A 26,076-nucleotide genomic window follows, 5' to 3' on the forward strand; every position below is an offset into this window, starting at 1 on the left:
CTATTTTAAAATCATCAAGCAGCGCCCGATCTCAGCGCAGAAGCGCTTCGCCAAACTCGCAGAAAAAAAGAAGGGGTCCGGGGAATTCTTTCCCCGGCCTTCCTCCGCCTCTTCATCAGGCGTGCACGCCCGAAGTTCCAGATAAATCGTCAATCTTATTCGATGGTGATCTTCGCCTCGCGGATCAGCGCGGCCCACTTCTCCGATTCCCGTTTCAGCATGGCGGAGAAGGTGGCGGCATCGGAGCCGACGATGCGGACGCCGAGGTCGGTCAAGCGCTTGCGCGCTTCGCTTTCGGCCAGGGCGGCGAGGATGCCGGTTTGCAGGCGGGCGATCCGGTCGGCCGGTGTGGCGGCGGGGGCGATGACGCCGTACCAGTTTTCCACATCGACGCCGCGGATGCCGGCTTCGTCCACGGTCGGCAGGTCTGGGAGGACGGCGGAGCGTTCGGCGCTGCCGACGGCCAGGGCCTTGATGCCGCCGTCCCGGGCCGGGCCGACCATGGCTGGCAGGTCGGCGAACATCAGGTCGACCCGCCCGGCCATCAGGTCGGTGATGGCGGGGGCAACGCCGCGATAGGGCACGTGGATCAGTTCCATGCCGGAGCGGAGCGCCAGGGAGGCCATGGCGAGATGCGGGGAAGTGCCGTTACCGGAGGATGCGTAGGTCAGTGTGCCCGGCTTGGCCTTCGCCTTCGCCACCACCTCGGCCAGGCTGCTGGCGCCCAGCTTGTTGCTGCAGGCCAGGAGTTGCGGCACGCCCACCACCTGTGCCACCGGCGCCAGGTCGCGCGCGACGTTGTAGGGCATGTCCGGCAACAGGTGGGGCGAGACAGTCATGCTGCCAACGCCGACGAGGCCGATCGTGTAGCCATCCGCCGTGGCCTTGGCCACCGCGTCGGTGCCGATGACGCCGCCGGCACCGGAGCGGTTCTCGACGATGGTGTTTTGGCCGAGATGCTTGTCCAGCGCACTGGCGAGGATGCGGCCGATCGGGTCGGCCGAGCCGCCGGGCGGGAACGGGATGATCAGCCGCACCGGACGGTTGGGGAAGGCGTCGGCGGCGCTTGCGCCACGGGCGGCGGCCAGCCCGGCGAGGCCGGCAAGAATCATCACGTCGCGTCGCAGCATGGCCTTGTCTCCTCATCGCCGGATCGGGAGGGCGCCGGCGTTTGCGCGGAGCCTGCTCGACGCGGGGCCTAAAAGTCAATAAGCTGATTGATAAGATGAACGGCCTCCGCAGGCCGCCACGGGGAGGACGATGCCCATGCTGTTCGATTTCGCGACCCTGCCGCGGGACAAGCGCGCCAAGCTGCTGCTTTCCACCGTCGTGCCGCGCCCGATCGCCTGGGTCACCACCCAGGACGAGGCCGGGCAGTTGAACGCCGCCCCCTTCTCCTTCTTCAACCTGCTGTCGACGGAACCGCCGGTGCTCGGGCTCGGCATCGCGCCCCGGGGGGCGGGGCGGAAGGACACGGCGGCCAACATCCGCGCCGGCGGCGAGTTCGTGGTCAACCTGGTCAGCGCCGCGCTGGCGCAACCAATGAACGTCACCGCCGTGGATTTCGAAGCCGGCACCGATGAGCTGGCGACCGCCGGGCTGCACCCCGCCGCCTCCGACACCGTGGCGCCACCACGCATCGCCGAGACGCCGGTCGCGCTGGAATGCCGGGTCCTCAGCCTCACCGAGTTACCCAGTGGCAGCCTGATCGTGCTGGGCAGCATCCTGGCGCTGCATATCGACCCGGCGCGGCTGCTGGATGCCGAGCGGTGCCACGTGGATACCCCGTCGCTGGACCTGATCGGCCGCATGCACGGCGCCGGCTGGTACGCCCATACCCGCCCGGCCGGACTGTTCGAGATGCCACGCATCCAGCCCGCCGCCCTGGCGCCGGCACAGACACCAGGGCCCCGGTAGCACCGCCGCCCAGCCACCGCGCATTCCCGCGCGACACGCCGGCGGAACACGGCTATGGACACACCGTTCCGCCCGGTTCTCCCAGCCATTCATCTCAGCCGCACGGGCCCGGCCCGGGCCAGCCGCAGGATACCCCCATGGCACAATTGCCGCAGACCCAGGTGCCCGGAGTCTACCACCGCCGTGTCGGCGACATCCTGCTGACGACGCTGGAAGACGGCTTTCAGGACGCGCCGATGGCCAGCGTCGTCAACATCCCCGCCGACGAAGCCGTGGCGATGATGCACGCCGCCTTCCGCCCCGTGCCGCGCCGCACGCCCGTGCAGTGCTTCCTCATCCGCTCCGCCGGGCGCATCGCCCTGGTCGATACCGGCTACGGCCCGGTCAAGCCCACCGTGGGCAAGCTGGCCGCCAACCTGGCCGCCGCCGGCATCGCGCCGGAGGAGATCGACACCATCCTGATGACGCATCTGCACCCGGACCATTTCGGCGGCCTGCGCGACTCTACCGGCCAGGCGGCCTACCCGCACGCCACCCTGCACCTGGCGGCCGAGGAACACGCCTACTGGCACGACGACCGCGCCGCCGCGGCCGAGCCGGACGCCACGCGCCGCGCCGCCTTCTTCACTCAGGCGCGCCTGGCCCTGGCCGCCTATGCCGGCCGAACCCAAACTTTTAACGGCGTGCAGGAGGTCTTCCCCGGCGTCACCACCATGCCCCTGCCCGGCCACACGCCCGGCCATACCGGCTACCTGATCGAATCCGCCGGGGAAACGCTGCTCATCTGGGGCGATATCGTGCACGTACAGGAAATCCAGGTCGCCCGGCCCGAAGCCGGCATGGCCGTGGACGTACAGCCCCTGCAAGCCGAAGACACCCGCCGCGCCATCCTGGAACGCGCAGCCCGCGAACGGCTCACCGTGGCCGGCATGCACCTGCACTTCCCTGCCATCGCTCACGTCGCGCGCTCCGGCGAAGGCCATGCGCTGGTGCCGGAAGCGTGGTCCTCGGCGGCTCTCGTTTGAGAGGTGTTTGTTCGGTTGGTGAAGGCCGGGGAAGGAATTCCCCGGACCCCATCTTTTTTCTTCGAGTTTGGCGTCACGCTGCAGGGTTGAGAGCGGGCGCTCCTTGACGATTTTTATAATGGGCCACAAGGGCTGAACCGTCAGTCGCCGGAGGTCTAGGACCTCCGGCGCACCCGGCCGTGTCTCAAGCGCACCGGCCCAAAAGCCACGCCCGGAAAACTCGAAGAAAGAAAGAAGGGGCCCGGGGAATTCCTTCCCCGGCCTTCTCTTCCCCGCCGCCGCGTCAGACCGTCAGCAAGCGGCGGACAGCGTCCTCGTCCAGGCTGCCGGCGGTGCCGGCGAGGGCGACTTCGCCGCGCACCATGATGGCCAGCTGGTCGCCCAGCGCGCGGGCGAATTCGTAGTATTGCTCGACCAACACCACGGCCATGTTCCGCTCCTTCGCCAGCAGGCTGATGACGCGGGCGATATCCTTGATGACGTTGGGCTGGATGCCCTCGGTCGGCTCGTCCAGGATCAGCAGGCGGGGGCGTGCGGTCAGGGCGCGGGCGATGGCGAGTTGCTGTTGTTGGCCACCGGAGAGGTCGCCGCCGCGCCGGCGGAGGAACTGCTTCAGGATGGGGAACAGCTCGAACAGGTCGTCCGGCACCTTGGAGCCGCGTGGGGCGGCGGCGAGCGCGGTTTCCAGGTTCTCGCGCACGGTCAGGAACGGAAAGATCTCTCGCCCCTGCGGTACATAGCCGATGCCGGCACGGGCGCGGCTGGCGGCGGAGAGGCCGGCGACGTCCTGGCCTTCCCACAGGATGCGACCGGCTTTCACCCGTTCCAGCCCGACGATTGCGCGCATCAGCGAGGACTTGCCCACGCCGTTGCGGCCGAGGACGCAGGTGATGTGCCCCGGGTCCGCCGCGAGGGAGACGCCGCGCAGCGCCCGGCTGGCGCCGTAGAACAGATCGATGCCTTCCACCCGCAACATGCTTCAGCGCCCCAGATAGACTTCGATGACGCGCTGGTCGTTCTGCACGTGGTCGATGCTGCCTTCGGACAGCACGGTGCCCTCGCACATCACCGTCACCTTGGCGCCAAGGGCGCGGACAAATTCCAGGTCATGCTCGACGACGACGACGCTGCGCTGGCCGGCGATGCGGCGCAGGAGGGCAGCGGTGTGCTCGGTCTCCTGGTCGGTCATGCCGGCCACCGGCTCGTCCACCAGCAGCAATTGCGGTTCCTGCATCAGCAGCATGCCGATCTCCAGCCATTGCCGCTGCCCGTGGGAGAGGATAGCGGCGCGGTCATGCGCCCGGTCCGCCAGGCCGATCTCGGCCATCGTGGCTTCGATGCGCCGCTGGTAGTCGGCGCCCAGCACCCAGCGCAGGCAGGACCAGGGGTCGCGCGGCGCCTTCAGCGCCAGTTCCAGGTTCTCGAACACCGTCAGTGCATCGAACACCGTGGGCTTCTGGAACTTGCGGCCGATGCCGAGATTGGCGATGGCGGCTTCGTCCAGCCGGGTCAGGTCGTGGTCGGCGAACTGCACGGTGCCGGCGGTGGGGCGGGTCTTGCCGGTGATGATGTCCATCATCGTCGTCTTGCCGGCGCCGTTGGGGCCAATGATGGCACGCAGCTCGCCCGGCTCGATGATCATGGACAGGTTGTTCAGCGCCTTGAAGCCGTCGAACACGACTGAGACGCCATCGAGGTACAGGACGCCGCTCACCGGCCTTCTCCCTTCCTGAGTAGGCCGACCAGGCCGCGTGGCAGGAACAACGTGACGGCGACGAAGAGGCCGCCCAGGACGAACAGCCACAGATCCGGCGCGAAGGAGGTCAGCCAGGTCTTCAGCGCATTGACCGAGAAGGCACCGAGCAGCGCCCCCACCAGCGTGCCGCGCCCGCCGACCGCCACCCAGATCACCGCCTCGATGGAGTTGCCAGGGCTGAACTCGCCGGGGTTGATGATGCCGATCAGCGGCACGTAGAGCGCGCCCGCCAGCCCCGCCAGCATGGCGGAAAGCACGAAGACGCTCAGCTTCACGCTGGTGGTGTTGTAACCAAGGAACCGCACCCGGCTTTCCGCGTCCCGCACCGCCACCAGCACGCGGCCGAGCTTGGATTGCGTGACCAGGCGGCACAGCAGCAGGGACACGCCCAGCGCCACCAGCGCCGCATAGAACAGCGCCGCCCGCGCGCCGGCCGTATTCAGTGGAACCCCCAGCAACTCCTTGAAGTCCGTAAAACCGTTATTGCCGCCGAAGCCCATGTCGTTGCGGAAGAACGCCAGCATCAGGGCGTAGGTCATCGCCTGGGTGATGATGCTGAGATAGACGCCGGTGATGCGGCTGCGGAAGGCCAGCCAGCCGACGATGCCGGCCAGCGCGCCAGGCACCAGCAGCGCCATCAGCATGGCATAGGGGAAGCTCGAGAATCCCCACCACGGCCAGGGCAGTTCCGTATAGCCCAGGAACACCATGAAATCCGGCAGCACCGGATGGCCATAGACGCCGCGCGGGCCGATCAGCCGCATCAGGTGCATGCCCATGGCGTAGCCGCCCAGCGCGAAGAAGGCACCGTGGCCGAGCGAGAGGATGCCGGCATAGCCCCAGGCGAGGTCGATCGCCAAAGCCAGGATGCCGTAGCAGATCCATTTGCCCGAAACGGCGACGACGAAGTCCGAGACATAGAGTACGGATTCCGGCGGCAGGCGGTTCAACACCGGCAGCATCGCCAGGATGGCCAGCCCGGCCAGCAGTAGCCCGCGCAGGATGGTGCCGCCCTGGATGCGCGGCGCCGGGGTGATCGTGGTGGCGCTCATTGCTCGGCCGCCCTGCCCTTGAGTGCGAACAGGCCCTTCGGCCGCCGCTGGATGAACAGCATGATGCCAACCAGCACGGCGATCTTCGCCAGTACCGCGCCGGCCCAGGGTTCCAGCAGCTTGTTGACGAGGCCGAGCGTAAACGCCCCGATCATGGTACCGGCGAGCGAGCCGACGCCGCCGAAGACGACGACCATGAAGCTGTCGATGATGTAGCCGGTGCCGAGATTGGGCGAGACGTTGTCGATCTGGCTCAGCGCCACCCCCGCCATGCCGGCGATGCCGGAACCGAAGGCGAAGGTCATCGCATCCACCCGCCCGGTGCGGATGCCCATGGTGCTGGCGATGCGGCGGTTCTGCACCACGGCGCGCATTTCCAGCCCGAAGCGGGTGAAGCGGATGGCGGCGACGGTCAGCCCCAGCACCAGCAGGGAGAAGATGATGATCCATAGCCGGTTCTGCGTGACCTCCACGCCGCCCGGCAGGGTGATGACGCCCTGCATCCAGGCCGGGCTGATCACCTCCCGGTTCTGGGCGCCGAAGGCCAGCCGCACCGCCTGCTGCAGGATCATGCCGACGCCGAAGGTCATCAGCAGCGTCTCCAGCGGGCGGCCATACAGGTGGCGGATCAGCCCGCGTTCCAGCCCCGCGCCGACGGCGGCGGTGACCAGGAAGGCGGCGGGGACGGAGAGCGGCAGCGCCCAGGGAAACAGCCAGGGAATGCCGCGGAAGGCTTCCTGCACCACCACAGTGGTGTAGGCGCCCAGCATCACCATCTCGCCATGCGCCATGTTGATGACGCCCATGACGCCGAAGGTGACGGCCAGCCCCAGCGCCGCCAGCAGCAGCACGGAGCCGAGCGAGAGGCCCTGGAAGGCGGTTTCCGCTACCCGGCGCAGTTGCAGCCGCTGGTCGATGGCGGCGACGGCGGCATCGATCTCGGGCGCCAGGTCCGGGCTGGCGGTGCGGGCTTCCAGCAGCAGGCCGCGTGCCTCGGGCGAGGCGGTGCCGCCCAGCATCAGGATGCCCTGGCGCCGCACGCCGGCATCCGGCGCGGCGAGGCGGGAGGCCGCCAGGGCGCGCTCCATCGTCGCGCGCACACCGGGGTTGGCCTCGCGGCCCAGCGCGTCCTCCAGGATCTGGATGTTCTCGGGGCTGCGGGCGCGGAACAGGCCGGCGGCGGCGGCGGCCCGCTCGGCATCGCTGGCGGAGGCCAGCTCCAGCCGGCCGAAGGCGCCGCGCAGGGCGCCACGGACGCGGTTGTTGATACGGATGGCCTCGGTGGCCGTGGGGGCGGGCGCGCCGGTCAGCGCGTCCCGCCCATCGATCGCCAGCGCACCCTCGGGGGATTTCTGCAGCCGCCCTTCGGAGAGTGCGCGGAGGATCGGCACCGCGCGCGGGTCCCCCAGGGCACCGAGGCGCTCCACCGCCTCCGCCTGGGCCGCGAAGCCGCCGGCGAGGCCGGCGACCACAGCCTCAAATCCCTCCTGCGCCCGCAACGGTGCCGCGAACAGCAGGAACACCGCCAGCAGGCGCAGGAAGCGCGTCATCAGCCGCGGCGCCGGCTGGCGTTCTCGGGGATGAAGGGCGACCAGTTCTCCGCCTTGATGGCGGTGGGCGTCTTGTAGACGATGTTGAACTGGCCATCGCCCTGGATCTCGCCGATCATCACTGGCTTGGAGAGATGATGGTTCTCCCACATCTGCTCCTCGTAGCCGCTCGGCGCCATCACCTTCTGGCCGTACATGGCGGTGCGCACCGCATCCACCGCCGTGGTCTTCGCCTGGGTCACCGCCTGCGCCCACATGGCGAAGCCGGTGTAGGTGGCCTCCATCGGGTCGTTGGTCACGCGCTTGTCGTTCTTGATGTAGGCATGCCACATCTTCTTGAATTCGTCGTTCGGCGCGCCCGGCACGCTCATGAAGTAGTTCCAGGCGGCCAGGTGGCCGACCAGGGGCTTGGTGTCGATGCCCGCCAGCTCCTCCTCGCCCACCGAGAAGGCGACGGAGGGGATGTCCTCCGCCTTGATGCCCTGGTTGCCCAGCTCCCGGTAGAACGGCACGTTGGCGTCGCCGTTGATGGTGGAGACGATGGCGGTCTTCTTGCCCTCGCCGGCGAAGCGCTTCACGCGGCTGACGATGCCCTGCCAGTCGGAATGGCCGAAGGGGGTGTATTCTTCCATGATGTCGGCATCGGCGATGCCCTTGCTGTTCAGGAAGGCGCGCAGGATGCGGTTGGTGGTGCGGGGGTACACGTAGTCGGTGCCCAGCAGCGCGATGCGCTTGGCGCCGCCGCCATCCTCGCTCATCAGGTACTCGACCGCCGGGATGGCCTGCTGGTTCGGCGCGGCGCCGGTGTAGAAGACATTCTTGCTCTGCTCCTCGCCCTCATACTGCACGGGGTAGAACAGCAGGCCGTTCAGCTCCTCGAACACCGGCAGGACGGATTTGCGGGAGACCGACGTCCAGCAACCGAAGGTGACGTCCACCTTGTGGACCTGCAGCAGCTCCCGCGCCTTCTCAGCGAACAAGGGCCAGTTGGAGGCGGGGTCGACCACCACGGCCTCGACCTTGCGGCCCAGCAGGCCGCCCTTGGCGTTGATGTTCTCCACCATCATCAGCACCGTGTCGCGCAGCGCGGTCTCGCTGATCGCCATGGTGCCGGAGAGGGAGTGCAGCACGCCGACCTTGATGGGCGCGCCCTGGGCGAAGGCGGGGCGGATGGCCGGCATGGCCAGCGCGCCGGCGGTGCCGGCCAGCAGGGCCCGGCGGGAGAGTTGGAACCTGGCGGTCATGGGTCGTTCTCCTGGCGGCGGCCGGGGCCGCGCTGCATGATGGCGCCAGTGTCGCGACGATCCTTGCGGAAGCGTATACGTCAAATGACGTAGGCGGGGCGTGCTTGACCGCCCCAGCCATGGCACCTCACTCTGCCAGCCGTTGGACAGGGGTTTCCGCATGGCGACACGCCAGCGCATCATGCGGATCCGGCGCGACTACAACCGCTGGGTGGCCGATGAGACGATGGAGGACTACGCCCTCCGCTTCACGGCGGAGAGCGCGCGCAAATGGTCCGCCTTCCGGGTGGCCAACACCGCGCTCGGCTCCATCTCCTTCCTGGCGCTGGAGGCGATCGGCGGCGCGCTGACCGTTGCCCACGGTTTCACCAACAGCGTCTCCGCCATCCTGTTTGTCTCGATCCTCATCTTCGCCGCCTCGCTGCCGATCTGCCTGAATGCCGCGCGGTCCGGCGTGGATGTGGACCTGCTGAGCCGCGGCGCCGGCTTCGGCTATATCGGCTCCACCATCACCTCGCTGATCTACGCCAGCTTCACCTTCATCTTCTTCGGCATCGAGGCCGTGATCCTCGCCGCGATGCTGGACAGCTTCTTCGGCGTTCCGCTCTGGGTGGGCTACATCCTCTGCGCCGTGGTGGTGGTGCCGCTGGTCACGCACGGCATCACGTTCATCAGCCGCGTGCAGACCTGGACGCAGCCGGTCTGGCTGGTGCTGAACATCCTGCCGCTGGTGGCCCTGCTCGTCGCCAACCCGCAGTGGATCGAAGGCTGGACCGGGTATGGCGGCCAGCATGGCGACAACAGTTTTAATCTATTGGCCTTCGGCGCGGCGGCGTCCGTTCTCTTCGCGCTGATCACGCAGACCGGCGAGCAGGTGGACTACATCCGCTTCATGCCGCCACGGCGCACGCAGAAGCGTTGGGTCTGGTGGGGCGCATTGCTGGCCGGCGGCCCGGGCTGGATCGCCTTCGATGTGCTGAAGCTGCTGGCGGGCTCGTTCCTGGCCTATGCGGCGTTGCAAGCCGGCCTCACGATGGCCCAGGCGGTGCAACCGGCGGAAATGTACCGTCTGGCCTACAGTGCGCTGATAGCCTCGCCCACCTTGGTCCTGGTGATTACCAGCATCTTCGTCGCGCTGTCGCAAATAAAGATCAACGTCACCAACGCCTATGCGGGGTCGCTAGCCTGGTCCAACTTCTTCTCCCGCATCACCCACAGCCACCCGGGGCGCGTGGTCTGGCTGGTGTTCAACATCGCCGTGGCGCTGCTGCTGATGGAACTCGGCGTCTACAACACCATCGAGCAGGTGCTGTTCATCTACTCCAACGTCGCCGCGGCCTGGATGGGCGCGCTGGTGGCGGACCTCGCCATCAACAAGCCGCTCGGCCTCAGCCCGCCGGGCATCGAGTTCAAGCGGGCGCATCTGTACGACGTGAACCCGGTCGGCGTCGGCAGCATGGCGCTCTCCGTCGCCGCGTCCTTCCTGGCCTATTACGGCGTGCTGGGGCCGCTGGCGCAGGCGATGTCCACCTTCATCGCCTTCGGCGTCGCCTTCGCCGCCGCGCCCGCCATCGCCTGGGCCACCGGCGGCCGATATTACCTGGCCCGCAAGCCGCGCGCCGCCTGGGCCGACAAGCCTTCCCTGCAATGCGTCATCTGCGAGCATGATTTCGAGCCACGCGACATGGCCTATTGCCCTGTCTATACCGGTCCCATCTGCTCGCTCTGCTGCACGCTGGATGCGCGCTGCGGCGATGGCTGCAAGCCGCATGCCCGCCTCGCCGCCCAGGTGATGACGCCGCTGCGCGCCGCGTTGCCAGAGGCGGTGATCCGCGCGCTGGTCACGCCCGTCGGCTCCTTCCTGGTGGTGTTCCTGCTGTTCGCCGCGACGGTCGGGCTGGTGTTCCTGGGCATCCGCGCACAGGCACCGGGCAGCGCCGACCTGGATGCCGCGTTCTGGAAGGCCTTCTTCGTCCTCGCTGTCCTCGGCGGCATCACCGCCTGGGCCCTGGTGCTGGCGCGGCAGAGCCGGCTGGTGGCGCAGGAGGAGACGCGGCGGCAGACCAGCCTGTTGATGAGCGAGATCCGTGCCCACCAGCGCACCGACGCCGCCCTGCAAAAGGCCAAGGAAACCGCCGAGGCCGCCAACATCGCCAAGAGCCGCTACGTCATCGGCATCAGCCACGAATTGCGCTCCCCGCTGAACGCCATCCTCGGCTACGCCCAGTTGCTGGAGCGCGACGCCGCCATCCCCGAGCGCAAGCGGGACGGCGTGCGCACCATCCGCCGCAGCGGCGAGCATCTGGCCGCGCTGATCGAAGGGCTGCTCGACATCTCCAAGATCGAGGCCGGGCGCATCGAGTTGTACCGGGACGAAGTGCGCTTCCCCGAGTTTCTCGACCAGCTGGTGCAGATGCTGCGCCTGCAGGCGGAGGCCAAGAGCATCGGCTTCAGCTTCGACGCACCGCCCCGCCTGCCCGGCATCGTCCATACCGACGAGCGGCGGCTGCGGCAGATCCTGATCAACCTGCTCTCCAACGCCATCAAGTTCACCCGCACCGGCAGCGTCACCTTCCGCCTGCGCTTCCGCTCCGAGGTCGCGGAGTTCGAGGTCATCGACACCGGCATCGGCATCGCCGAGGACGATCTCGGCCGCATCTTCGAGCCCTTCCAGCGCGGCGGCAATTCGCACGCCCCCTCCACCCCCGGCGTCGGCCTCGGCCTGACCATCACCAAGATGCTGACCGAGGTGATGGGCGGCGAGATCAGCGTCACCAGCCGCCTGGGCGAGGGCAGCCGCTTCCGCGTCCGCCTGCTGCTGTCCGGCAAGGGCGAACTTCCGGCGGTGGTGGAGCGTCCGGTCACCGGCCGGGTGCAAAGCAGCCGCCCGTTGCGCGTGCTGGTGGCCGATGACGATGCCGACCACCGCGCCCTGCTGGCGGACCTCCTGCAGCCGCTGGGCTTCGCCGTGCGCCTGGCCGCCGATGGCGCCGAGTGCCTGGCCCTGGCCGAGGCGGAGCCGCCCGACCTGTTCCTGCTGGACATCGCCATGCCCCGCATGACCGGCTGGGAACTCGCCCGCCGCCTGCGGGAGGAAGCGGGCCACCGCGCCCCCATCCTCATCGTCTCCGCCAACGCGCTGGAACTGGCCCCGCCCGGTGAGGGCCAGCACCATGACGACGTGCTGCCCAAGCCGGTCTCCCTCACCGCGCTGCTGGAGAAGATCGGCCAGCTCCTCGGCGTTACCTGGACGTTCTCGGACCCCGCCCCCGCCGCACCCAGCCAGCGGCTGACCCCCACCCAGGCGGCCAACCTGCGGCAACTGGCCGCCATCGGCTATGTCGGCGGCATCCGCGAACGGCTGGACGCGCTGGAGGCCGAGGACCCCGCCGCCGCCGCCGCCATCGCCGAGTTGCGCGGCTACATCTCGGAATACCGGCTGGACGCCTTCGTCGCCGCCCTGCCGGAGGAGGAAGGCTGATGGAACGCCGCGACATCGTGCTGGTGGTGGACGACGCGCCCGGCACGCTCGGCCTGCTGAACGACACGCTGGAAGGCGCCGGCTACATGGTGCTGGTGGCGCAATCCGCCGCCGCCGCCATGACCATCATCGAGCGCATCACCCCCGACATCGTGCTGATGGACGCGGTGATGCCCGGCATGGATGGCTTCGAGGCCTGCCGGCGGATGAAGCGCAACGCCAACCTCATCTCCGTCCCCGTCATCTTCATGACTGGACTGACGGAGAGCGAGGACGTGGTGCGCGGCTTCGATGCCGGCGGCGTCGACTACGTCATCAAGCCCGTGGCGCCGGACGAGGTGCTGGCCCGCATCAGCGCCCATCTGGCCAATGCCCGCCTGACCCGCAGCGCCCACGCGGCGCTGGACGTCGCCGGCCGCTTCCTGCTGGCGGTGGACCGCGAGGGCACGCTGCTGTGGGCCACCCCGCAGGCGGCCGCCCTGCTGCGCGCCGCCAGCCCGCCCGATGCCGCCGATGCCGGCCCCTCCGGCCTGCGCCTACCCGGCTGGTCTTCCGCCGAGGCGCGCCTGGCTCCTGTCCCGCTCGCCGATGGCCGCCACATCGAGTTCCACCATGTCGGGCAGATCGAGCAGGAGGAACTGCTGCTCCGCGTCACCACCAGCGACCCGGCGCGGGAGGAGACGGTGCTGCGGGACCGGCTGGGCCTGACGGCGCGGGAGGCCGAGGTGCTGCTGTGGCTCGGCCGCGGCAAGTCCAACCGCGACATCGCGGAGATCCTGGTGCTCAGCCCACGTACGGTGAACAAGCATCTGGAAGGCGTGTTTTCGAAGTTGGGCGTGGAGAACAGGGCTTCGGCTGCCGCGTTGTCGGTGCGGGTGCTGGGGGGCGGTTAGAAGGTCGGGGGAAAGAATTCCCCCGAACCCCCATCTTTTTTCTGCGAGTCTGGACTTGGACCTGAGGCCGACGGTCGACGCAACAGGCGAAGCCTGATTGGATCCTATGAGGTCCGCGGGCTGGAGCGTCAGTCTTCGGCGCAACCGGATCGTTTCATAAAGCGAGCGGCAGCAGCAGCCACATCGCGAAGACTGGCAGAGAAAAGATGGGGGGCTGGGGGAATTCCTTCCCCCAGCCTGCTTCCCCGCCCACCCCCACCTTGGCAGACTGGAGCCTGATGTCCCTCCCCCTCCCCCGCCACCAGCGCGCCCACGGTCGGGCGGAGCTGGGCTTCGTCCACACCCAGCGCGGCACGGTGCTGAAGCACCTGTACAATGCCGCGCCCCTGCGGGTGCTGTTCCCGACGCCGGAGCCGGATGACGTGCCTCTGGCCGCGCTGGTGAATGTTGGCGGCGGCCTGGCTGGCGGCGATTCGCTGGAAGTCTCGGTGCGGCTGGAGGCCGGCGCCGGCGCCACTGTCACCACCCCGGCGGCGGAAAAGGTGTATCGCAGCGCCGGCGACATCACGCGGCTGGACACGGCGCTGGAGATCGGCCCCGGCGCCACGCTGGAATGGCTGCCGCAGGAAACCATCCTGTTCGACGGTGCGCGGCTGGAACGGCGGATGCAGGCGAGGCTGGCCCCCGGCGCGCGGCTGCTGGCGGCGGAGATGCTGGTCTATGGCCGCGTTGCGCGCGGGGAGCGGCTGGGGCACGGCGCCCTGTTCGATTCCTGGCGCCTGTGGCGGGACGGGCGGCTGCACTGGGCCGATGCGATGGAATTGGGCGGAGATCTCGCTACGCCCCTGCGATCGCCCTTCGGCTTTGGCGGCGCCGAGGCCTCCGCCCTGCTGCTGCTGAGCGCGGGGCAGGATGCGGCGCTGGCGGCGCGGGACCTGCTGCGCCAGCAGGGGTTCGACGCCACCCTCCCCCGGCCTGGCCTGATGCTGGCCCGCTGGCTGGGCCCCGCCGGCGCGGTGCGGGAAAGCGTGGCCCGGGCATTGCCCATGTTGCGGGCAGACGCTCTCGGCCTGCCAGCCCGCCTGCCCCGACTCTGGACGAGTTGAACGCCTTCGCGCCACAATGGACTCGAAAAGGATGGCCCGATGCACCTGACGCCGCGTGAAAAGGACAAGCTGTTGATCGCCATGGCGGCGGAGGTGGCGCGCAAGCGCCTCGCCCGCGGAGTGAAGCTGAACCACCCCGAGGCCATCGCCCTGATCAGCGACTTCGTGGTGGAAGGCGCCCGGGACGGCCGCAGCGTGGCCGAGCTGATGCGCGACGGCGCCACGGTCCTGACGCGGGAGCAGGTGATGGAAGGCCTGCCGGAGATGATCCACGACATCCAGGTGGAGGCCACCTTCCCGGACGGCACCAAGCTCGTCACCGTCCACAACCCGATCCGCTGAGGAACGCGCCATGATTCCGGGTGAAGTCATCGTCGCCGCCGGCGAGATCGAGCTGAATGCGGGCCGCGCGGGCGTGGAGATCGAGGTCGCCAACACCGGCGACCGGCCGATCCAGGTCGGCAGCCACTACCATTTCTTCGAGACCAACCCGGCGCTCTCCTTCACCCGGGCCGAGGCGCGCGGCAGGCGGCTGGACATCGCCGCCGGCACCGCCGTGCGATTCGAGCCGGGGCAGAGCCGCAAGGTGCGCCTGGTGGATTTCGGCGGCGACCGCGTCGTGCACGGTTTCCGTGGTGAGACGGAAGGGAAGGTCTGAGCCATGGCAACGAGAATTTCCCGAACCGCCTATGCCGGCATGTATGGCCCCACGGTGGGCGACAAGGTGCGGCTGGCGGACACGGAGCTGTTCGCGGAAGTCGAGCGCGACCTGACCACCTATGGTGAGGAAGTGAAGTTCGGTGGCGGCAAGGTCATCCGCGACGGCATGGGGCAGAGCCAGCGCACCCGGGCCGAGGGCGCGATGGACACCGTCATCACCAACGCGCTGATCATCGATCACTGGGGCATCATCAAGGCGGATGTCGGGCTGCGGGACGGGCGCATCGCCGCCATCGGCAAGGCCGGCAATCCCGATACACAACCCGGCGTGGACATCGTCATCGGCCCAGGAACGGAGATCATCGCCTGCGAAGGGCGCATCCTGACCGTCGGCGGCATCGATCCGCATATCCACTTCATCTGCCCGCAGCAGATCGAGGAGGCTTTGGCCTCTGGCATCACCACCATGTTCGGCGGCGGCACCGGGCCGGCGCATGGCACGCTGGCCACCACCTCCACGCCCGGCCCGTGGCATATGGCGCGGATGCTGCAGGCGGCGGAAAGCTTCCCGATGAATCTCGGCTTCCTCGGCAAGGGCAACGCCGCCCTGCCGCAGGCGCTGGAGGAGCAGATCCGCGGCGGCGCCTGCGGGCTGAAGCTGCACGAGGACTGGGGCACCACCCCCAAGGCGATCGATACCTGCCTGCGCGTGGCAGACGAATTCGACATCCAGGTCGCCATCCATTCCGACACGCTGAACGAGAGCGGCTTCGTCGAGGAGACCATCCGCGCCATCGGCGGCCGCGCCATCCAGGCCTTCCATACCGAGGGCGCCGGCGGCGGCCACGCGCCGGACATCCTGCGTGTCATCGGCGAGCCCAATTTCCTGCCGAGCAGCACCAACCCGACCATGCCCTATACGGTGAACACCGTGGACGAGCATCTCGACATGCTGATGGTCTGCCACCACCTCGACCCTCGCATCGCCGAGGACGTCGCCTTCGCGGAATCCCGCATCCGGCGGGAGACGATCGCGGCGGAGGATATCCTGCACGACCTCGGCGCCATCTCCATGATGTCGTCCGACAGCCAGGCGATGGGGCGCGTCGGCGAGGTGATCATCCGCACCTGGCAATGCGCGCACAAGATGAAGGTGCAGCGCGGCCGCCTGCCCGGCGAGCAAGGCCAGAACGACAATCTTCGCATCCGCCGCTACATCGCCAAGTACACCATCAACCCCGCCATCGCGCAGGGCATCGCCGAGCATGTCGGCAGCCTGGAGGTCGGCAAGCTGGCGGATCTGGTGATGTGGAGCCCGGCTTTCTTCGGTGTGAAGCCGGAGATGGTGCTGAAGGCCGGCACCATCGCCATGGCGCCGATGGGCGACCCCAATGCCAGCATCCCGACGCCCCAGCCGGTGCATTACCGGCCGATGTTCGGCGGCTTCGGCCGCGCCATGCAGGCCAGCGCCATCACCTTCGTCTCCGGCGTGGCGCTGGAGCGCGATTTGGCCGGGCAGCTTGGCCTGAACCGCACGCTGCTGCCGGTGCGCAACACCCGCAACATCGGCAAGAAGGACATGGTGCTGAACGACGCGCTGCCCCGCATCCAGATCGACCCCGAGACCTACGAGGTGCGCGCGGATGGCGAGCTGCTGATCTGCGAGCCGGCGCAGACCCTGCCGATGGCCCAACGCTACTTCCTGTTCTGAGCAACACGATGACCGATTCCCCCCTGCCCCGCGCCACCCAGGTCCTGCCCGCCGGCCAATGGCAGGCCCGCACGGCGAAGGACACCGTCACCGCCGGGTTCGACGACCGGCACCGCCGCCGTCGCCGCTACACCGGCGAGAGCGGCTTCAGCTTCCTGCTGGATCTTCCCGAAGCCGTGGCGCTGCGCGACGGCGACGGCCTGTTGATCGAGGGCGGCGGCGTGGTGCTGGTGCGCGCGGCGCCGGAACCGCTGATCGAGGTGCGTGGGCAAAGCGCCGAGCATCTGCTGCGGCTGGCCTGGCATCTCGGCAACCGGCACCTGCCGACGGAGATCGACGGCACGCGCATCCTGATCCGTGAGGACCACGTCATCCTGCGCATGTTGCAGGGGCTGGGCGCCACCGTCGCCAGGATCGACGCCCCCTTCAACCCGGAAGGCGGCGCCTATGGCGAGCACAACCGCCACACCGGCCACCGCCACGGCGAGTTGCACGACCATGGCGATGGCCATGTCCACGCCCACTGACGCAGCCGCGCCGCCCCCCACAGCCGGAGCCGCCACCGATACCGCCGCGCTGCAACGGCTGCTGACCTGGCTCTCCCCGGCCTACCCGGTCGGCGCGTATACCTACAGCCACGGGCTGGAACGTGCGGTGGAGGACGGCGCGGTGCGGGACCGCGCCACCCTGGCCGCGTTTGTCGGCAGCGTGCTGCAGGCCGGCGCTGGCCGCATCGATGGTGCCCTGCTGGTGGCCGCCTACCGCGCCGCCGGGGATGGCCCGGCGCTGGATGCGGTGGCCGACCTTGCCGCCGCCTGGCGCGGCACGGCGGAGACGGCGCTGGAGACCATGGCCCAGGGCACCGCCTTCCTGCGCGTCACCCGCGCCGCATGGCCGGATCAGCGGCTGGATGCATTCGCCGCGCGGCACGGCAACGCCATCGCTCACCCGGTGGCGCTGGGCGCCGCCGCCGCCTGGCAGGGCGTGGACCTGCGTCTGGCACTGTTCGGCTTCCTCTCCGCCTTCGCGGCCAACATCGTCTCAGCCGGCGTACGGCTGGTGCCGCTGGGGCAGACGGATGGGCAGATCGCCACCGCCACGCTGCTGCCGGCACTGGAAGCGGCGACAGCCGCGGCCCTCGACGCCGACCTCGACCGCATCGGCACCGCCGCCCCGGTGCTCGACCTGTTCTCCCTGCGTCATGAGACGCAATATACGAGGCTCTTCCGCTCATGAATGCTGACGATCAGGCTCGCCCCCTCGCGCCCGGCAACCGTGCGGCCACCAACGGCCCCTTCCGCGTCGGCATCGGCGGCCCCGTCGGCTCCGGCAAGACGGCGCTGACCGACCGGCTGTGCAAGCACCTGCGCGACGCCCACAACATCGCCGTCATCACCAACGACATCTACACGCGCGAGGATGCCGAGTTCCTCACCCGCTCCGGCGCGCTGGAGCCCGAGCGCATCATCGGCGTCGAGACCGGCGGCTGCCCCCACACCGCCATCCGCGAAGACGCCTCCATCAACCTCGCCGCCGTCGATGAGATGACCGCCCGCTTCCCCAACCTGGAAGTGCTGTTCATTGAAAGCGGCGGCGACAACCTGGCCGCCACCTTCAGCCCCGAGCTGGCGGACCTGACCATCTACGTCATCGACGTCTCCGCCGGCGACAAGATCCCCCGCAAAGGCGGCCCCGGCATCACCCGTTCCGACCTCCTGGTCATCAACAAGACCGACCTCGCACCCCTGGTCGGGGCCGATCTCGGCGTGATGGACCGGGATTCGAAGAAGATGCGTGGCGAACGGCCCTTCATCTTCACCAACCTGAAGGCCAACCAGGGGGTCGCGGAGATCGCCGCGTTCGTGCTGCGGCAGGGGGGGATCGTGGCGTAGGAAGGCCGGGGAAGGAATTCCCCCGGACCCCTTCTTTTATTTCTTCGAGTTGGGAACAGCGGAGAGGTCGGTCTGGCGTGGCGATGGGGCAGTGCTTTCGCTGCCGGCGAGTAGCAAGCCCGCCTCGGATTCCGATGGATTAAGCCTGCGGCGCTCACCCACCCAAATCGTCTGCTTCCGCCTCGGCGCCGAGGTTGCGCCCACCAGCGCAGTTGCGGCGATCCATTCGCAAAAATGCCCTGAAGTATCGACCAGAGTCCCTCCGGCCACTCTCGCAAGCGAACATCGTCAGCACCGCAAACTCGAAGAAAGGAAGAAGAGGGGGAGCGGGGGAGAATTCATTCTCCCCCGCTCTTCCCTTTCAAAAGCCACAGCGCGGACCGTGCCCCCCCAGCCTACTCCAGGCTCTCCACGAACCGCCGCAGATCCTCCGCGTAGAAGCTGGCGGTCCCGGTGGTGCCGTGGCCCAGGGTTTTCTCGCTGGCCGGGATCAGCAGCATCTGCGCGTTCGGGATGCGCGCCATGGCGGCCTGCATCAGCCCCGTCTCGGGCGGGTTACGCTCGTCGTCGGCGGCGTTGATGGCCAGCACGCGCGCCTTGATACGTTCGAGCTGCGCCGAGGGGTCGTAGTCGCGCGAGGCGTCCCACTGATAGATGAAGTCATTGGCGTCCAGCGGCGGCGGCGCCGCCAGCCGTGCGTCCACCAGCTTGTCGGCGGCGGCGCGGTCGGGCGCGGCGGCTTGCAGGAACAGCGTGCCGCCGCTGGTGCCGAGCGAGTAGAAGACGTTCGCCATCCGCAGGCTCGGCGGTTGCTCGGTGTAGTTGCCGCCCTGGTAGGCCGGGTCGCGGCGGATCAGCTCGATCTGCATCCGGCGCATGATCCAGTTACGGCCGGCCATGGCTGTGGGCTGCGATGCCATGGGCACGATGGCGTCCATCGCATCGGGGTACATCACGCCCCAGAGCCAGGCGTGCATGCCGCCCATGGACTGGCCGAGGATCAGGCGCAGGTGGGGAATGCCCAAACCCTCCGTCACCAACCGGTACTGCGCCCGCACCATGTCGTCATAGGTGTAGCGGGGAAAGCTGGCGCGCATGCCGTCCGAGGGCTTGGCGGACTGCCCGGCGCCGAGCGAGTCGGGGATGATGATGTAGTAGCGGCTGGCATCCAGCGGCTGCCCGGGGCCGAAGAGCTGGCCGGCGAAGATCGGCGTCAGCAGGCTGCGGGCGGAGCCGCCGGTGCCGTGCAGCACCAGGACCGGGATGCCGGTACGCGCACCGATGGTGGTGTAGGCCAGCGGCAGTTCCGCCATCGTCTCGCCGGTGCTGAAGCGGAAGTCGCGGGCAACCCAGCGCCCCTGGACCGGTGCGATGGCTTGGCCCGACGTGGCGGGCTGGGTCGCGGGCGCCTGGGCGGCGGCGGGCGGGGTGCTGGCGGCAAGGGCCGCCGTCGCCGCCAGCCCGAAGGCCGCGCGGCGGGAGAACTGGGATGGCATGGGACGCCTCCTCCGGCCGGTTGATCCGGCGCTGTCGACCTTGGACGAGGCGGCATTCTCGGTCCGGCGCGCGGCGCCGGTCAACGCCCATGCGCAGGACTATGCGCGCGAGGCCATACGCGGGGCCACGGGGCCCCGCGCGGCGGCGTCAGGCGGAGACGGTCTTCTGCGTCTGCTCGCCCAGCCCGGCGATGCCCAGGCGAATGGTCTGGCCCGCCTTCAGGTACAAAGGCGGCTTCTGGCCCATGCCGACGCCCGGTGGCGTGCCGGTGGTGATGACGTCGCCCGGATGCAGCGTGATGAACTGGGAGACGTAGGAGACCAGCTTCTGCACGCCGAAGATCATCGTGCGGGTGGAGCCATCCTGGTAGCGCTTGCCATCGACCTCGCAGAACATCGCCAGATCCTGCGGGTCCGGCACCTCGTCCTTGGTCACCAGCCAGGGGCCGAGCGGGCCGAAGGTGTCATGGCCCTTGCCCTTGTCCCAGGTGCCGCCACGCTCGATCTGGAATTCACGCTCGGAGACGTCGTTGCAGACGGCGTAGCCGGCGACGTGGTCCATCGCCTCGGCCTCGGAAACGTTCTTGGCGCGGGTGCCGATGATCACCGCCAGCTCGACTTCCCAGTCGGTCTTCTGGCTGTTCTTCGGGATCTGCACATCGTCGTTCGGGCCGCTCAGGGCGCCGAGCGACTTCAGGAAGATGATCGGCTCCTTCGGAATCGCCGCGCCGGTCTCGGCCGCGTGGTCCGCATAGTTCAGGCCAATGCACACGAAGTTCTTCATATGCGCGATGGGCGAGCCGATGCGCGGGCTGCCGGAGACCGCCGGCAGGGAGGTGGTGTCCAGCGCCGCCAGCCTGGCCAGCCCGGCGGGGGAGAGCGCCTCACCCGAGAAGTCGGGCAGGACGCCCGACAGGTCGCGGATGGTGCCCTGGGCGTCGAGCAGGCCCGGCTTTTCCTGGCCCGGCGGGCCGAAACGCAGCAGCTTCATGATTCAGCGATTCCTCGTTGGATGATGGGAGCGTGATCGCCTGCGGTGGAATCACCGAGAGGCGCGTGCTCCGTGAACGGATCGTGCTCTAGTTGGTCCAGCCGCCATCGATGACGATGGCCTGGGCGGTGACGAACTGGCTCTCGGGGGCGGAGAGATACAGCACCAGCTCCGCGATCTCCCCGGGCGTGGCCAGCCGGCCCATCGCCTGGCGGCCGACGAAGGCGGCGCGCGCCGCTTCCACGCTGCCGGCCACGCCGGCATTGGCGGCGATGCGGTCGCCCAGCGAGGGTGTGTCCACCGTGCCGGGGCAGACGCAGTTGCAGCGAATGCCCTTGGTAACGAAATCCGCCGCCACGCTCTTGGTCAGCCCGACCACTGCGGCCTTGGTGGTGCCATAGGCGAAGCGGTTGGCCACGCCCTTCACCGAGCCGGCGGCGGAGGCCATGTTGACGATGGCGCCACCGCCCTGCTCCAGCATCCCCGGCAGCGCGGCCTGGATGACTTTCCACTGCGCGCGGACGTTCAGCGCGAAGGCGAAGTCCCAGTCCTCGTCCTTGCAGGTCAGCACATCGTTCTGGTGCACGAAGCCGGCGCAGTTGAAGACGATGTCGAAGGGGCCGTTGGCCTGGATGGTGGCCGTCACGGCCGCGTCGTCCAGCACATTCAGCGCCAGGGCGGTGATGCCGGCCTCGGCCAGCCCCGCCAGCTTGGCGGCGTCCAGGTCGGTGGCCACCACCGTGGCGCCTTCCCGCGCATAGGCCAGCGCGGCGGCGCGGCCGATGCCCTGGCCCGCGGCGGTGACGAAGCAACGCTTTCCTTGCAGCCTTCCGGCCATCCTTGGAATCCCCTTCATGGAAGCGAAGGCCAGGCGAACAGCATCCACCCGGCCCCAGTCTCTGCCACCCGCCCGGTGTCCCCTGGCAGGGCGGCACCTGAACGCGCCGGGCGGAGGGGCGGAAGATGCTTCCCCCGTCCCCTCCGCCCCAGCCGGCTAGACGCAGTCTATAGCCGAGTTGTCGGACATCCTACAGCCACCCGTTCAGTGGTTGTGGCGGCTCTCGCCCCGTGTCTCCAGGATGTTCAGGTACAGTGTCGCCGGCTCCAGGCAGCCGCCGGTGCCAAGCTGACCGACCATGGAACGGTAGATCTCCTCCCACGGCGTCTTGTTCAGCAGCTTGGGCGGCGTCCAGGCGGCGCGGCGGGCGGCCATCTCCTCCTCGGAGATCAGCAGGTCCACCTTGCGGGTCTTCAGGTTGATGCGGATGCGGTCGCCCGAGTTCATCAGCGCCAACCCGCCGCCGACCGCGGCTTCGGGGGAGACGTTGAGGATGGAGGGGGACGCTGACGTGCCGCTCTGCCGGCCATCGCCCATGGTGGGCAAGCTGTGCAACCCGGCTTTGATCATCGCGCCCGGTGGCTGCATGTTCACCACCTCGGCGCTGCCGGGGTAGCCGACGGGGCCACAATTGCGGATGACCAGCACGGTGTGGTCGTCCACGCCGAGATCCGGGTCCTCGATGCGGTCGTGGTAATCCTCGGGCCCCTCGAAGACGATGACCTTGCCTTCGAAGATATCCTCGGGGTCGGAGAGGAAGCGCTTGCGGAAATCGGCGTCGATGACGCTGACCTTCATGACCGCGCTGTCGAACAGGTTGCCGCTGAGCACGACGAAGCCAGCCTGCTCCAGCAACGGCTTCTCGTAGGGGCGGATCACCTCGCGGTCCGGCAGCGGGGCCAGGGCCAGGTCCTCGGCCAGCGTCTTGCCGGTGACGGTGCGGACGGTGGTGTGCAGCTTGCCGGCCTCGGCCAGCTCCTTCATCACCGCCTGCACGCCGCCGCCGCGATAGAACATTTCGCCGAGGAAGCGCCCGGCCGGCTGGCAATCGACCAGCAGCGGAATGTCGGCGCCGATCGTCTGCCAGTCCTCCGTGGTCAGCTCCACGCCCATGTGCCGGGCGATGGCCACCAGGTGCGGCGGGCAGTTGCTGCTGGCACCGATGGCGCTGGCCAGCACGATGGTGTTCTCGAACGCCTCGCGCGTCATGATGTCGGAGGGGCGCAGATTCTCCTTCACCATGTCGACGATCCGCATGCCAGTGGCGTGCGCCATCTGGCCACGCTCCCGGTAGGCGGCGGGAATGGCGGCGCAGCCGGGCAGCGACATGCCCAGCGCCTCGGCCAGCGAGTTCATGGAGAGGGCGGTCCCCATGGTGTTGCAATGGCCGACGCTGGTGGCGGAGGAGGCCACCATCTGCATGAAGCCGTCATAGTTGATTTCGCCGGCGGCGAGCTGCTTGCGCGCCTCCCAGACGATGGTGCCGGAGCCGGAGAGGCGGCCCTTCCAGTGCCCATCCAGCATCGGGCCGCCGGAGAGCACCAGGGCGGGAATGTTCACCGTGGCGGCGCCCATCAGGCAGGCGGGCGTCGTCTTGTCGCAGCCCGTGGTCAGCACCACGCCATCCAGCGGATAGCCGTGCAGGATTTCGACCAGCGAGAGATAGGCCAGGTTGCGGTCCAGCGCGGCGGTGGGGCGCTTGCCGGTTTCCTGGATGGGATGGATCGGAAATTCCAGCGGGATGCCGCCGGCGTCACGGATGCCGGCCTTCACCCGCTCGGCCAGCGCCAGGTGGTGGCGGTTGCAGGGGGCGATGTCGCTGCCGGTCTGGGCGATGCCGATGATCGGCTTGCCGGATTGCAGCTCGCCCCGCGTCATGCCGAAATTCAGGAAGCGCTCGATATACAGCGCCGTCATCCCCGGGTCTTCCGGGTCATCGAACCAGCGCTGGCTGCGCAGCCGGAAATGCTTCTTGGTTTGGTCCATAGACGTCCGTCCTCTTCTCCCGCATGCCAGCCTCCGCCCGGGGTCGGCGGCTGTCAATCCGGCGGGGACGGGCTTTTCGGCGGGCTTCCAGGCCGAGGCACGAACCGGAAAATCAGGGCCACGCCAAAGCTACAGGATCAGGGAAATGCCATGCCCCGAACGCCTGATGATCCATGGGAGTGAAGTTCGGACAGAGGCTGCGGCGCCGCGCCTGTCGGGCCGCTCAGCGCGCCCTTGAGCATGACGGCTTGAGGGGGGGATCGCCGAAAGCCTGGATCACACGGCAAGTCACAGGCAGAGACCATGGTGTGCGAACGAATATGAACGCATCACGCTCTCATGCAGCGCGAGGCAGAGTCCGGGGAATTCCTTCCCCGGCCGTCTCCACCGTGATCGCAAGACCCAGCCGCCACGCCGTGACGATGCTGGGAATCACGGCCTCACCGTCCGGCATAAAACGCCGAACGGCCAGGCCGCGTGGCAAAGACCCGTGACGCTGCCCGGAAAGGCAGCGCTCAGGGTTCAGCCGCGGGCTTCGTCCTCAGGCTCCGGCGCAGGCTCATCGCCCGGTTCGGTGGACATGGTCTTCTCAGCCTTGCGCTGATCACGCTCACGCTGCTTGGCATCGGCCTTGGCCTGCTTGGCCCGGTCGCGGTCAGCGCGCTGTTGATTATAATTGGGGGCTCGCGCCATGGCGGTACTCCCTTCCATCGAGGTCTGGGATATCGCGGGGCGAAGGGCACTGGCGGCAGGGCTGCGAAGCACCTGGCCGCATGGACCTGGGCCGAAAGGACCTTGCGGGTCCCGGCAGGCTCCAAGGCGTCAGTACCAAAGCCGCCCCGGAAGAAGGCCCTGCATGCCCAAAGGCATGCAGGGCCATTCGTCACTTAGGCGCGGCGCAGGTTGCCGGCGGAAACCTTGCCGTCCTTGCCACGCTGCAGCTCGAACTCGACGCGCTCGCCTTCGTTCAGGCCCTGCATGCCGCCGCGCTGAACGTCAGAGATGTGCACGAACACATCCTTGGAGCCGTCTTCCGGCTGAATGAAACCAAAACCCTTGGTCGTGTTGAACCACTTGACGGTACCGATGGCCATCGGGGTGCTCCGTTAAACGAATGTTGCCACCACGCGACATGCGCGGCGGATCAACCTGTGGAACGAGCACCAGGCACGATGCGCGCAGGCCGGGCGCGAGGCACGCGGCCAAAACCAAATCAGTCGACGCATCGTATCTAGGGATAGCCGGGCGACGCCGCAACAACAACCTGACAAAAGGTCAACCGGTCAAGGCTTCCTCCAGGAACACCTGTACCGCCTGGAACAAAGCGCCACGGTTCCGCTCCAGCATGATGCCGTGCGTTCCCTCCCCCAGCACCACCAGACGCTTGGCCGTGACGCCGGCCAGGGACTGGAACAAGGCCAGGGCCTGGGCGGGCGGCGTCTCCCGGTCCCACTCGCCCAGCGTGACCAGGGTGGGGACCGTCACCTTCGCCGCGTCGAACAAGGGCTTACCGGCCGCGGCATCCGCCAGCGGGCCGTTCGGCACGCGCAGGACGGAGGGCACCTGGCGTGCCCCTTCCGGGTCGGTGGCGAAGGTCGTGTCGGCCCAGTGCTCGTACCAGCCGGCAGGGAACAGGGCGGCGCGGCGGTTGTCCGGCACCCCTTCCACCCAGCGCGTGCGCACGTCCGCCCGCGTCAGGCTGCGGTAGGACGGCAGCGGGGCCGCGCCGTTGGCGGGAGCGGCGGGCGCCGCGCCTTCCTTCGGCCATTCCGGCGCGTAGAGCACCACGCGGTCCACCAGCGCCGCATTGTCGGCGGCGAATCGGGCCGCCAGCGCCCCGCCCCAGCCCCAGCCCAGCAGCACCAGCTTGGGCACGCCGCGCTTCTCCCGGATGAAGGCGGCGGCGGCGGCGATATCCGCCAGCGCGTCCGGCGCCCGTGTCAGCGGCGCGCCGCCCGGCGGCTGGCCCATCGCGGCTTCCCGCGTCGAACGACCGAAATTCCGCAGGTCCACCGTCCAGACGTCGAAGCCCCGCCCGGCCATGTAGTCCATCCAGGACACGCCGCCGGCCGGCAGGTCGAAGCTGGTGCTGCCGGGGAAGGTGCCGTTGTGGATGCACAGGATCACCCGGTCCGCCCGCGCGGCGGTCGCGCCATCCTGCCGCTTGTTGCGCAGGTAAAGCTGGATGCCGGTGCCGGACGGCACCTGGAACTCCTCCAGCACCACGCCGGCCGGCTGGGCCTGGGCCCCGCTTATGGCTGGCAGCATCAGGGGGGCGGCAAGCAACGGTGCGGCGAGCAGCACACGGCGGCGCATGGCATTCTCCGGCCAGGATGTTCTTCAGCGGCGGCAGCTCCGCTCCCCCACAGCATAGGCCGGATTCGGCGCGGCGGTCAGGGGGTTCGGAGCCTTCCCGGCTGTTTCAAAAACTTGCGGCGGTGCCGGGCTGTCACCACCGCATCGTATCGCGGACAAAGC

Annotated in this window: 24 protein-coding genes; 11 read left to right on the forward strand and 13 right to left on the reverse strand. The window is 68.7% G+C overall.

Going from position 1 to position 26,076, the window contains the following annotated elements; all coding sequences use genetic code 11:
• Positions 1-155 precede the first annotated feature (155 nt).
• Positions 156-1,130 carry a Bug family tripartite tricarboxylate transporter substrate binding protein gene (locus IBL26_RS12405; protein ID WP_187784806.1) on the reverse strand — a complete coding sequence of 325 codons (975 nt, stop codon included), beginning with the start codon at positions 1,128-1,130 and terminating at the stop codon, positions 156-158.
• A gap of 136 nt (positions 1,131-1,266) precedes the next feature.
• Here IBL26_RS12405 and IBL26_RS12410 point away from each other — a divergent pair, with 136 nt between their 5' ends.
• Both IBL26_RS12410 and IBL26_RS12415 read left to right on the forward strand, forming a co-directional pair.
• On the forward strand, positions 1,267-1,917 hold the full coding sequence (locus tag IBL26_RS12410; RefSeq protein ID WP_187784807.1) for a flavin reductase family protein: 651 nt from the start codon (positions 1,267-1,269) through the stop codon (positions 1,915-1,917).
• A gap of 137 nt (positions 1,918-2,054) precedes the next feature.
• Positions 2,055-2,942, forward strand: coding sequence for an MBL fold metallo-hydrolase (locus IBL26_RS12415; RefSeq protein WP_187784808.1), 888 nt, complete (start codon positions 2,055-2,057; stop codon positions 2,940-2,942).
• A 283-nt stretch (positions 2,943-3,225) separates the two neighbouring features.
• On the opposite strand, the gene urtE is transcribed toward IBL26_RS12415, so the two are convergent.
• From urtE to urtA, 5 genes are read right to left on the reverse strand one after another with little or no spacing between them, the layout of a single operon-like run.
• A complete protein-coding gene (urtE, locus tag IBL26_RS12420; RefSeq protein WP_187784809.1) occupies positions 3,226-3,918 on the reverse strand; it encodes an urea ABC transporter ATP-binding subunit UrtE in 693 nt (230 codons plus the stop codon).
• A gap of 3 nt (positions 3,919-3,921) precedes the next feature.
• On the reverse strand, positions 3,922-4,656 hold the full coding sequence (urtD, locus tag IBL26_RS12425; RefSeq protein WP_187784810.1) for an urea ABC transporter ATP-binding protein UrtD: 735 nt from the start codon (positions 4,654-4,656) through the stop codon (positions 3,922-3,924).
• The gene (urtC, locus tag IBL26_RS12430) at positions 4,653-5,750 is read right to left on the reverse strand and encodes an urea ABC transporter permease subunit UrtC (protein WP_187784811.1); all 1,098 of its coding nucleotides are present in this window, start codon (positions 5,748-5,750) and stop codon (positions 4,653-4,655) included. The genes urtD and urtC overlap by 4 nt, the downstream gene beginning before the upstream one ends.
• Positions 5,747-7,300, reverse strand: coding sequence for an urea ABC transporter permease subunit UrtB (urtB, locus tag IBL26_RS12435; protein ID WP_187784812.1), 1,554 nt, complete (start codon positions 7,298-7,300; stop codon positions 5,747-5,749). The genes urtC and urtB overlap by 4 nt, the downstream gene beginning before the upstream one ends.
• Positions 7,300-8,544 carry an urea ABC transporter substrate-binding protein gene (gene urtA, locus IBL26_RS12440; RefSeq protein WP_187784813.1) on the reverse strand — a complete coding sequence of 415 codons (1,245 nt, stop codon included), beginning with the start codon at positions 8,542-8,544 and terminating at the stop codon, positions 7,300-7,302. Before urtA ends, urtB begins: the two co-directional genes overlap by 1 nt.
• A gap of 160 nt (positions 8,545-8,704) precedes the next feature.
• On the opposite strand from urtA, the gene IBL26_RS12445 reads away from it, so the two are divergent.
• The 9 genes from IBL26_RS12445 to ureG all read left to right on the forward strand — a co-directional run bounded on the left by IBL26_RS12445 (position 8,705) and on the right by ureG (position 18,287).
• Positions 8,705-12,025 (forward strand): hybrid sensor histidine kinase/response regulator, encoded by a 3,321-nt coding sequence (locus tag IBL26_RS12445; protein WP_187784814.1) that lies wholly within the window; start codon positions 8,705-8,707, stop codon positions 12,023-12,025.
• Complete coding sequence (locus IBL26_RS12450; protein ID WP_187784815.1) at positions 12,025-12,918, forward strand: response regulator transcription factor; 894 nt, start codon at positions 12,025-12,027, stop codon at positions 12,916-12,918. Before IBL26_RS12445 ends, IBL26_RS12450 begins: the two co-directional genes overlap by 1 nt.
• Before the next feature lie 278 nt (positions 12,919-13,196).
• Positions 13,197-14,024, forward strand: a complete 828-nt coding sequence (locus tag IBL26_RS12455) for an urease accessory protein UreD (RefSeq protein WP_187784816.1) — start codon at positions 13,197-13,199, stop codon at positions 14,022-14,024.
• 39 nt (positions 14,025-14,063) lie between these two features.
• The gene (locus IBL26_RS12460) at positions 14,064-14,366 is read left to right on the forward strand and encodes an urease subunit gamma (protein WP_187784817.1); all 303 of its coding nucleotides are present in this window, start codon (positions 14,064-14,066) and stop codon (positions 14,364-14,366) included.
• A 10-nt stretch (positions 14,367-14,376) separates the two neighbouring features.
• Positions 14,377-14,682: an urease subunit beta gene (locus tag IBL26_RS12465; RefSeq protein ID WP_187784818.1), complete on the forward strand. Its 306-nt coding sequence runs from the start codon at positions 14,377-14,379 to the stop codon at positions 14,680-14,682.
• Positions 14,683-14,685: 3 nt separating this feature from the next.
• Positions 14,686-16,395 (forward strand): urease subunit alpha, encoded by a 1,710-nt coding sequence (gene ureC, locus IBL26_RS12470; RefSeq protein ID WP_187784819.1) that lies wholly within the window; start codon positions 14,686-14,688, stop codon positions 16,393-16,395.
• 8 nt (positions 16,396-16,403) lie between these two features.
• Complete coding sequence (locus tag IBL26_RS12475; protein WP_187784820.1) at positions 16,404-16,922, forward strand: urease accessory protein UreE; 519 nt, start codon at positions 16,404-16,406, stop codon at positions 16,920-16,922.
• The gene (locus IBL26_RS12480) at positions 16,906-17,631 is read left to right on the forward strand and encodes an urease accessory protein UreF (RefSeq protein WP_187784821.1); all 726 of its coding nucleotides are present in this window, start codon (positions 16,906-16,908) and stop codon (positions 17,629-17,631) included. Before IBL26_RS12475 ends, IBL26_RS12480 begins: the two co-directional genes overlap by 17 nt.
• Complete coding sequence (gene ureG, locus IBL26_RS12485) at positions 17,628-18,287, forward strand: urease accessory protein UreG (RefSeq protein WP_187784822.1); 660 nt, start codon at positions 17,628-17,630, stop codon at positions 18,285-18,287. The genes IBL26_RS12480 and ureG overlap by 4 nt, the downstream gene beginning before the upstream one ends.
• 395 nt (positions 18,288-18,682) lie before the next feature.
• Here ureG and IBL26_RS12490 read toward each other — a convergent pair whose 3' ends face one another.
• The 7 genes from IBL26_RS12490 to IBL26_RS12520 form a co-directional block, all read right to left on the reverse strand.
• Complete coding sequence (locus IBL26_RS12490; RefSeq protein WP_187784823.1) at positions 18,683-19,783, reverse strand: alpha/beta fold hydrolase; 1,101 nt, start codon at positions 19,781-19,783, stop codon at positions 18,683-18,685.
• A gap of 148 nt (positions 19,784-19,931) precedes the next feature.
• A complete protein-coding gene (locus tag IBL26_RS12495) occupies positions 19,932-20,774 on the reverse strand; it encodes a fumarylacetoacetate hydrolase family protein (protein ID WP_187784824.1) in 843 nt (280 codons plus the stop codon).
• 88 nt (positions 20,775-20,862) lie between these two features.
• On the reverse strand, positions 20,863-21,612 hold the full coding sequence (locus IBL26_RS12500) for an SDR family oxidoreductase (RefSeq protein ID WP_187784825.1): 750 nt from the start codon (positions 21,610-21,612) through the stop codon (positions 20,863-20,865).
• Positions 21,613-21,816: 204 nt separating this feature from the next.
• Positions 21,817-23,598, reverse strand: a complete 1,782-nt coding sequence (locus IBL26_RS12505; protein ID WP_187784826.1) for an IlvD/Edd family dehydratase — start codon at positions 23,596-23,598, stop codon at positions 21,817-21,819.
• Positions 23,599-24,120: 522 nt separating this feature from the next.
• Positions 24,121-24,291, reverse strand: coding sequence for a hypothetical protein (locus IBL26_RS12510; RefSeq protein WP_187784827.1), 171 nt, complete (start codon positions 24,289-24,291; stop codon positions 24,121-24,123).
• A 194-nt stretch (positions 24,292-24,485) separates the two neighbouring features.
• Positions 24,486-24,692 carry a cold-shock protein gene (locus IBL26_RS12515; protein WP_187784828.1) on the reverse strand — a complete coding sequence of 69 codons (207 nt, stop codon included), beginning with the start codon at positions 24,690-24,692 and terminating at the stop codon, positions 24,486-24,488.
• 181 nt (positions 24,693-24,873) lie between these two features.
• On the reverse strand, positions 24,874-25,914 hold the full coding sequence (locus IBL26_RS12520) for an alpha/beta hydrolase (RefSeq protein WP_187784829.1): 1,041 nt from the start codon (positions 25,912-25,914) through the stop codon (positions 24,874-24,876).
• Between the last annotated feature and the right edge of the window lie 162 nt (positions 25,915-26,076).

It is taken from the genome of Teichococcus aerophilus (assembly GCF_014490485.1).
GTDB classification, from domain to species: domain Bacteria; phylum Pseudomonadota; class Alphaproteobacteria; order Acetobacterales; family Acetobacteraceae; genus Pseudoroseomonas; species Pseudoroseomonas aerophila.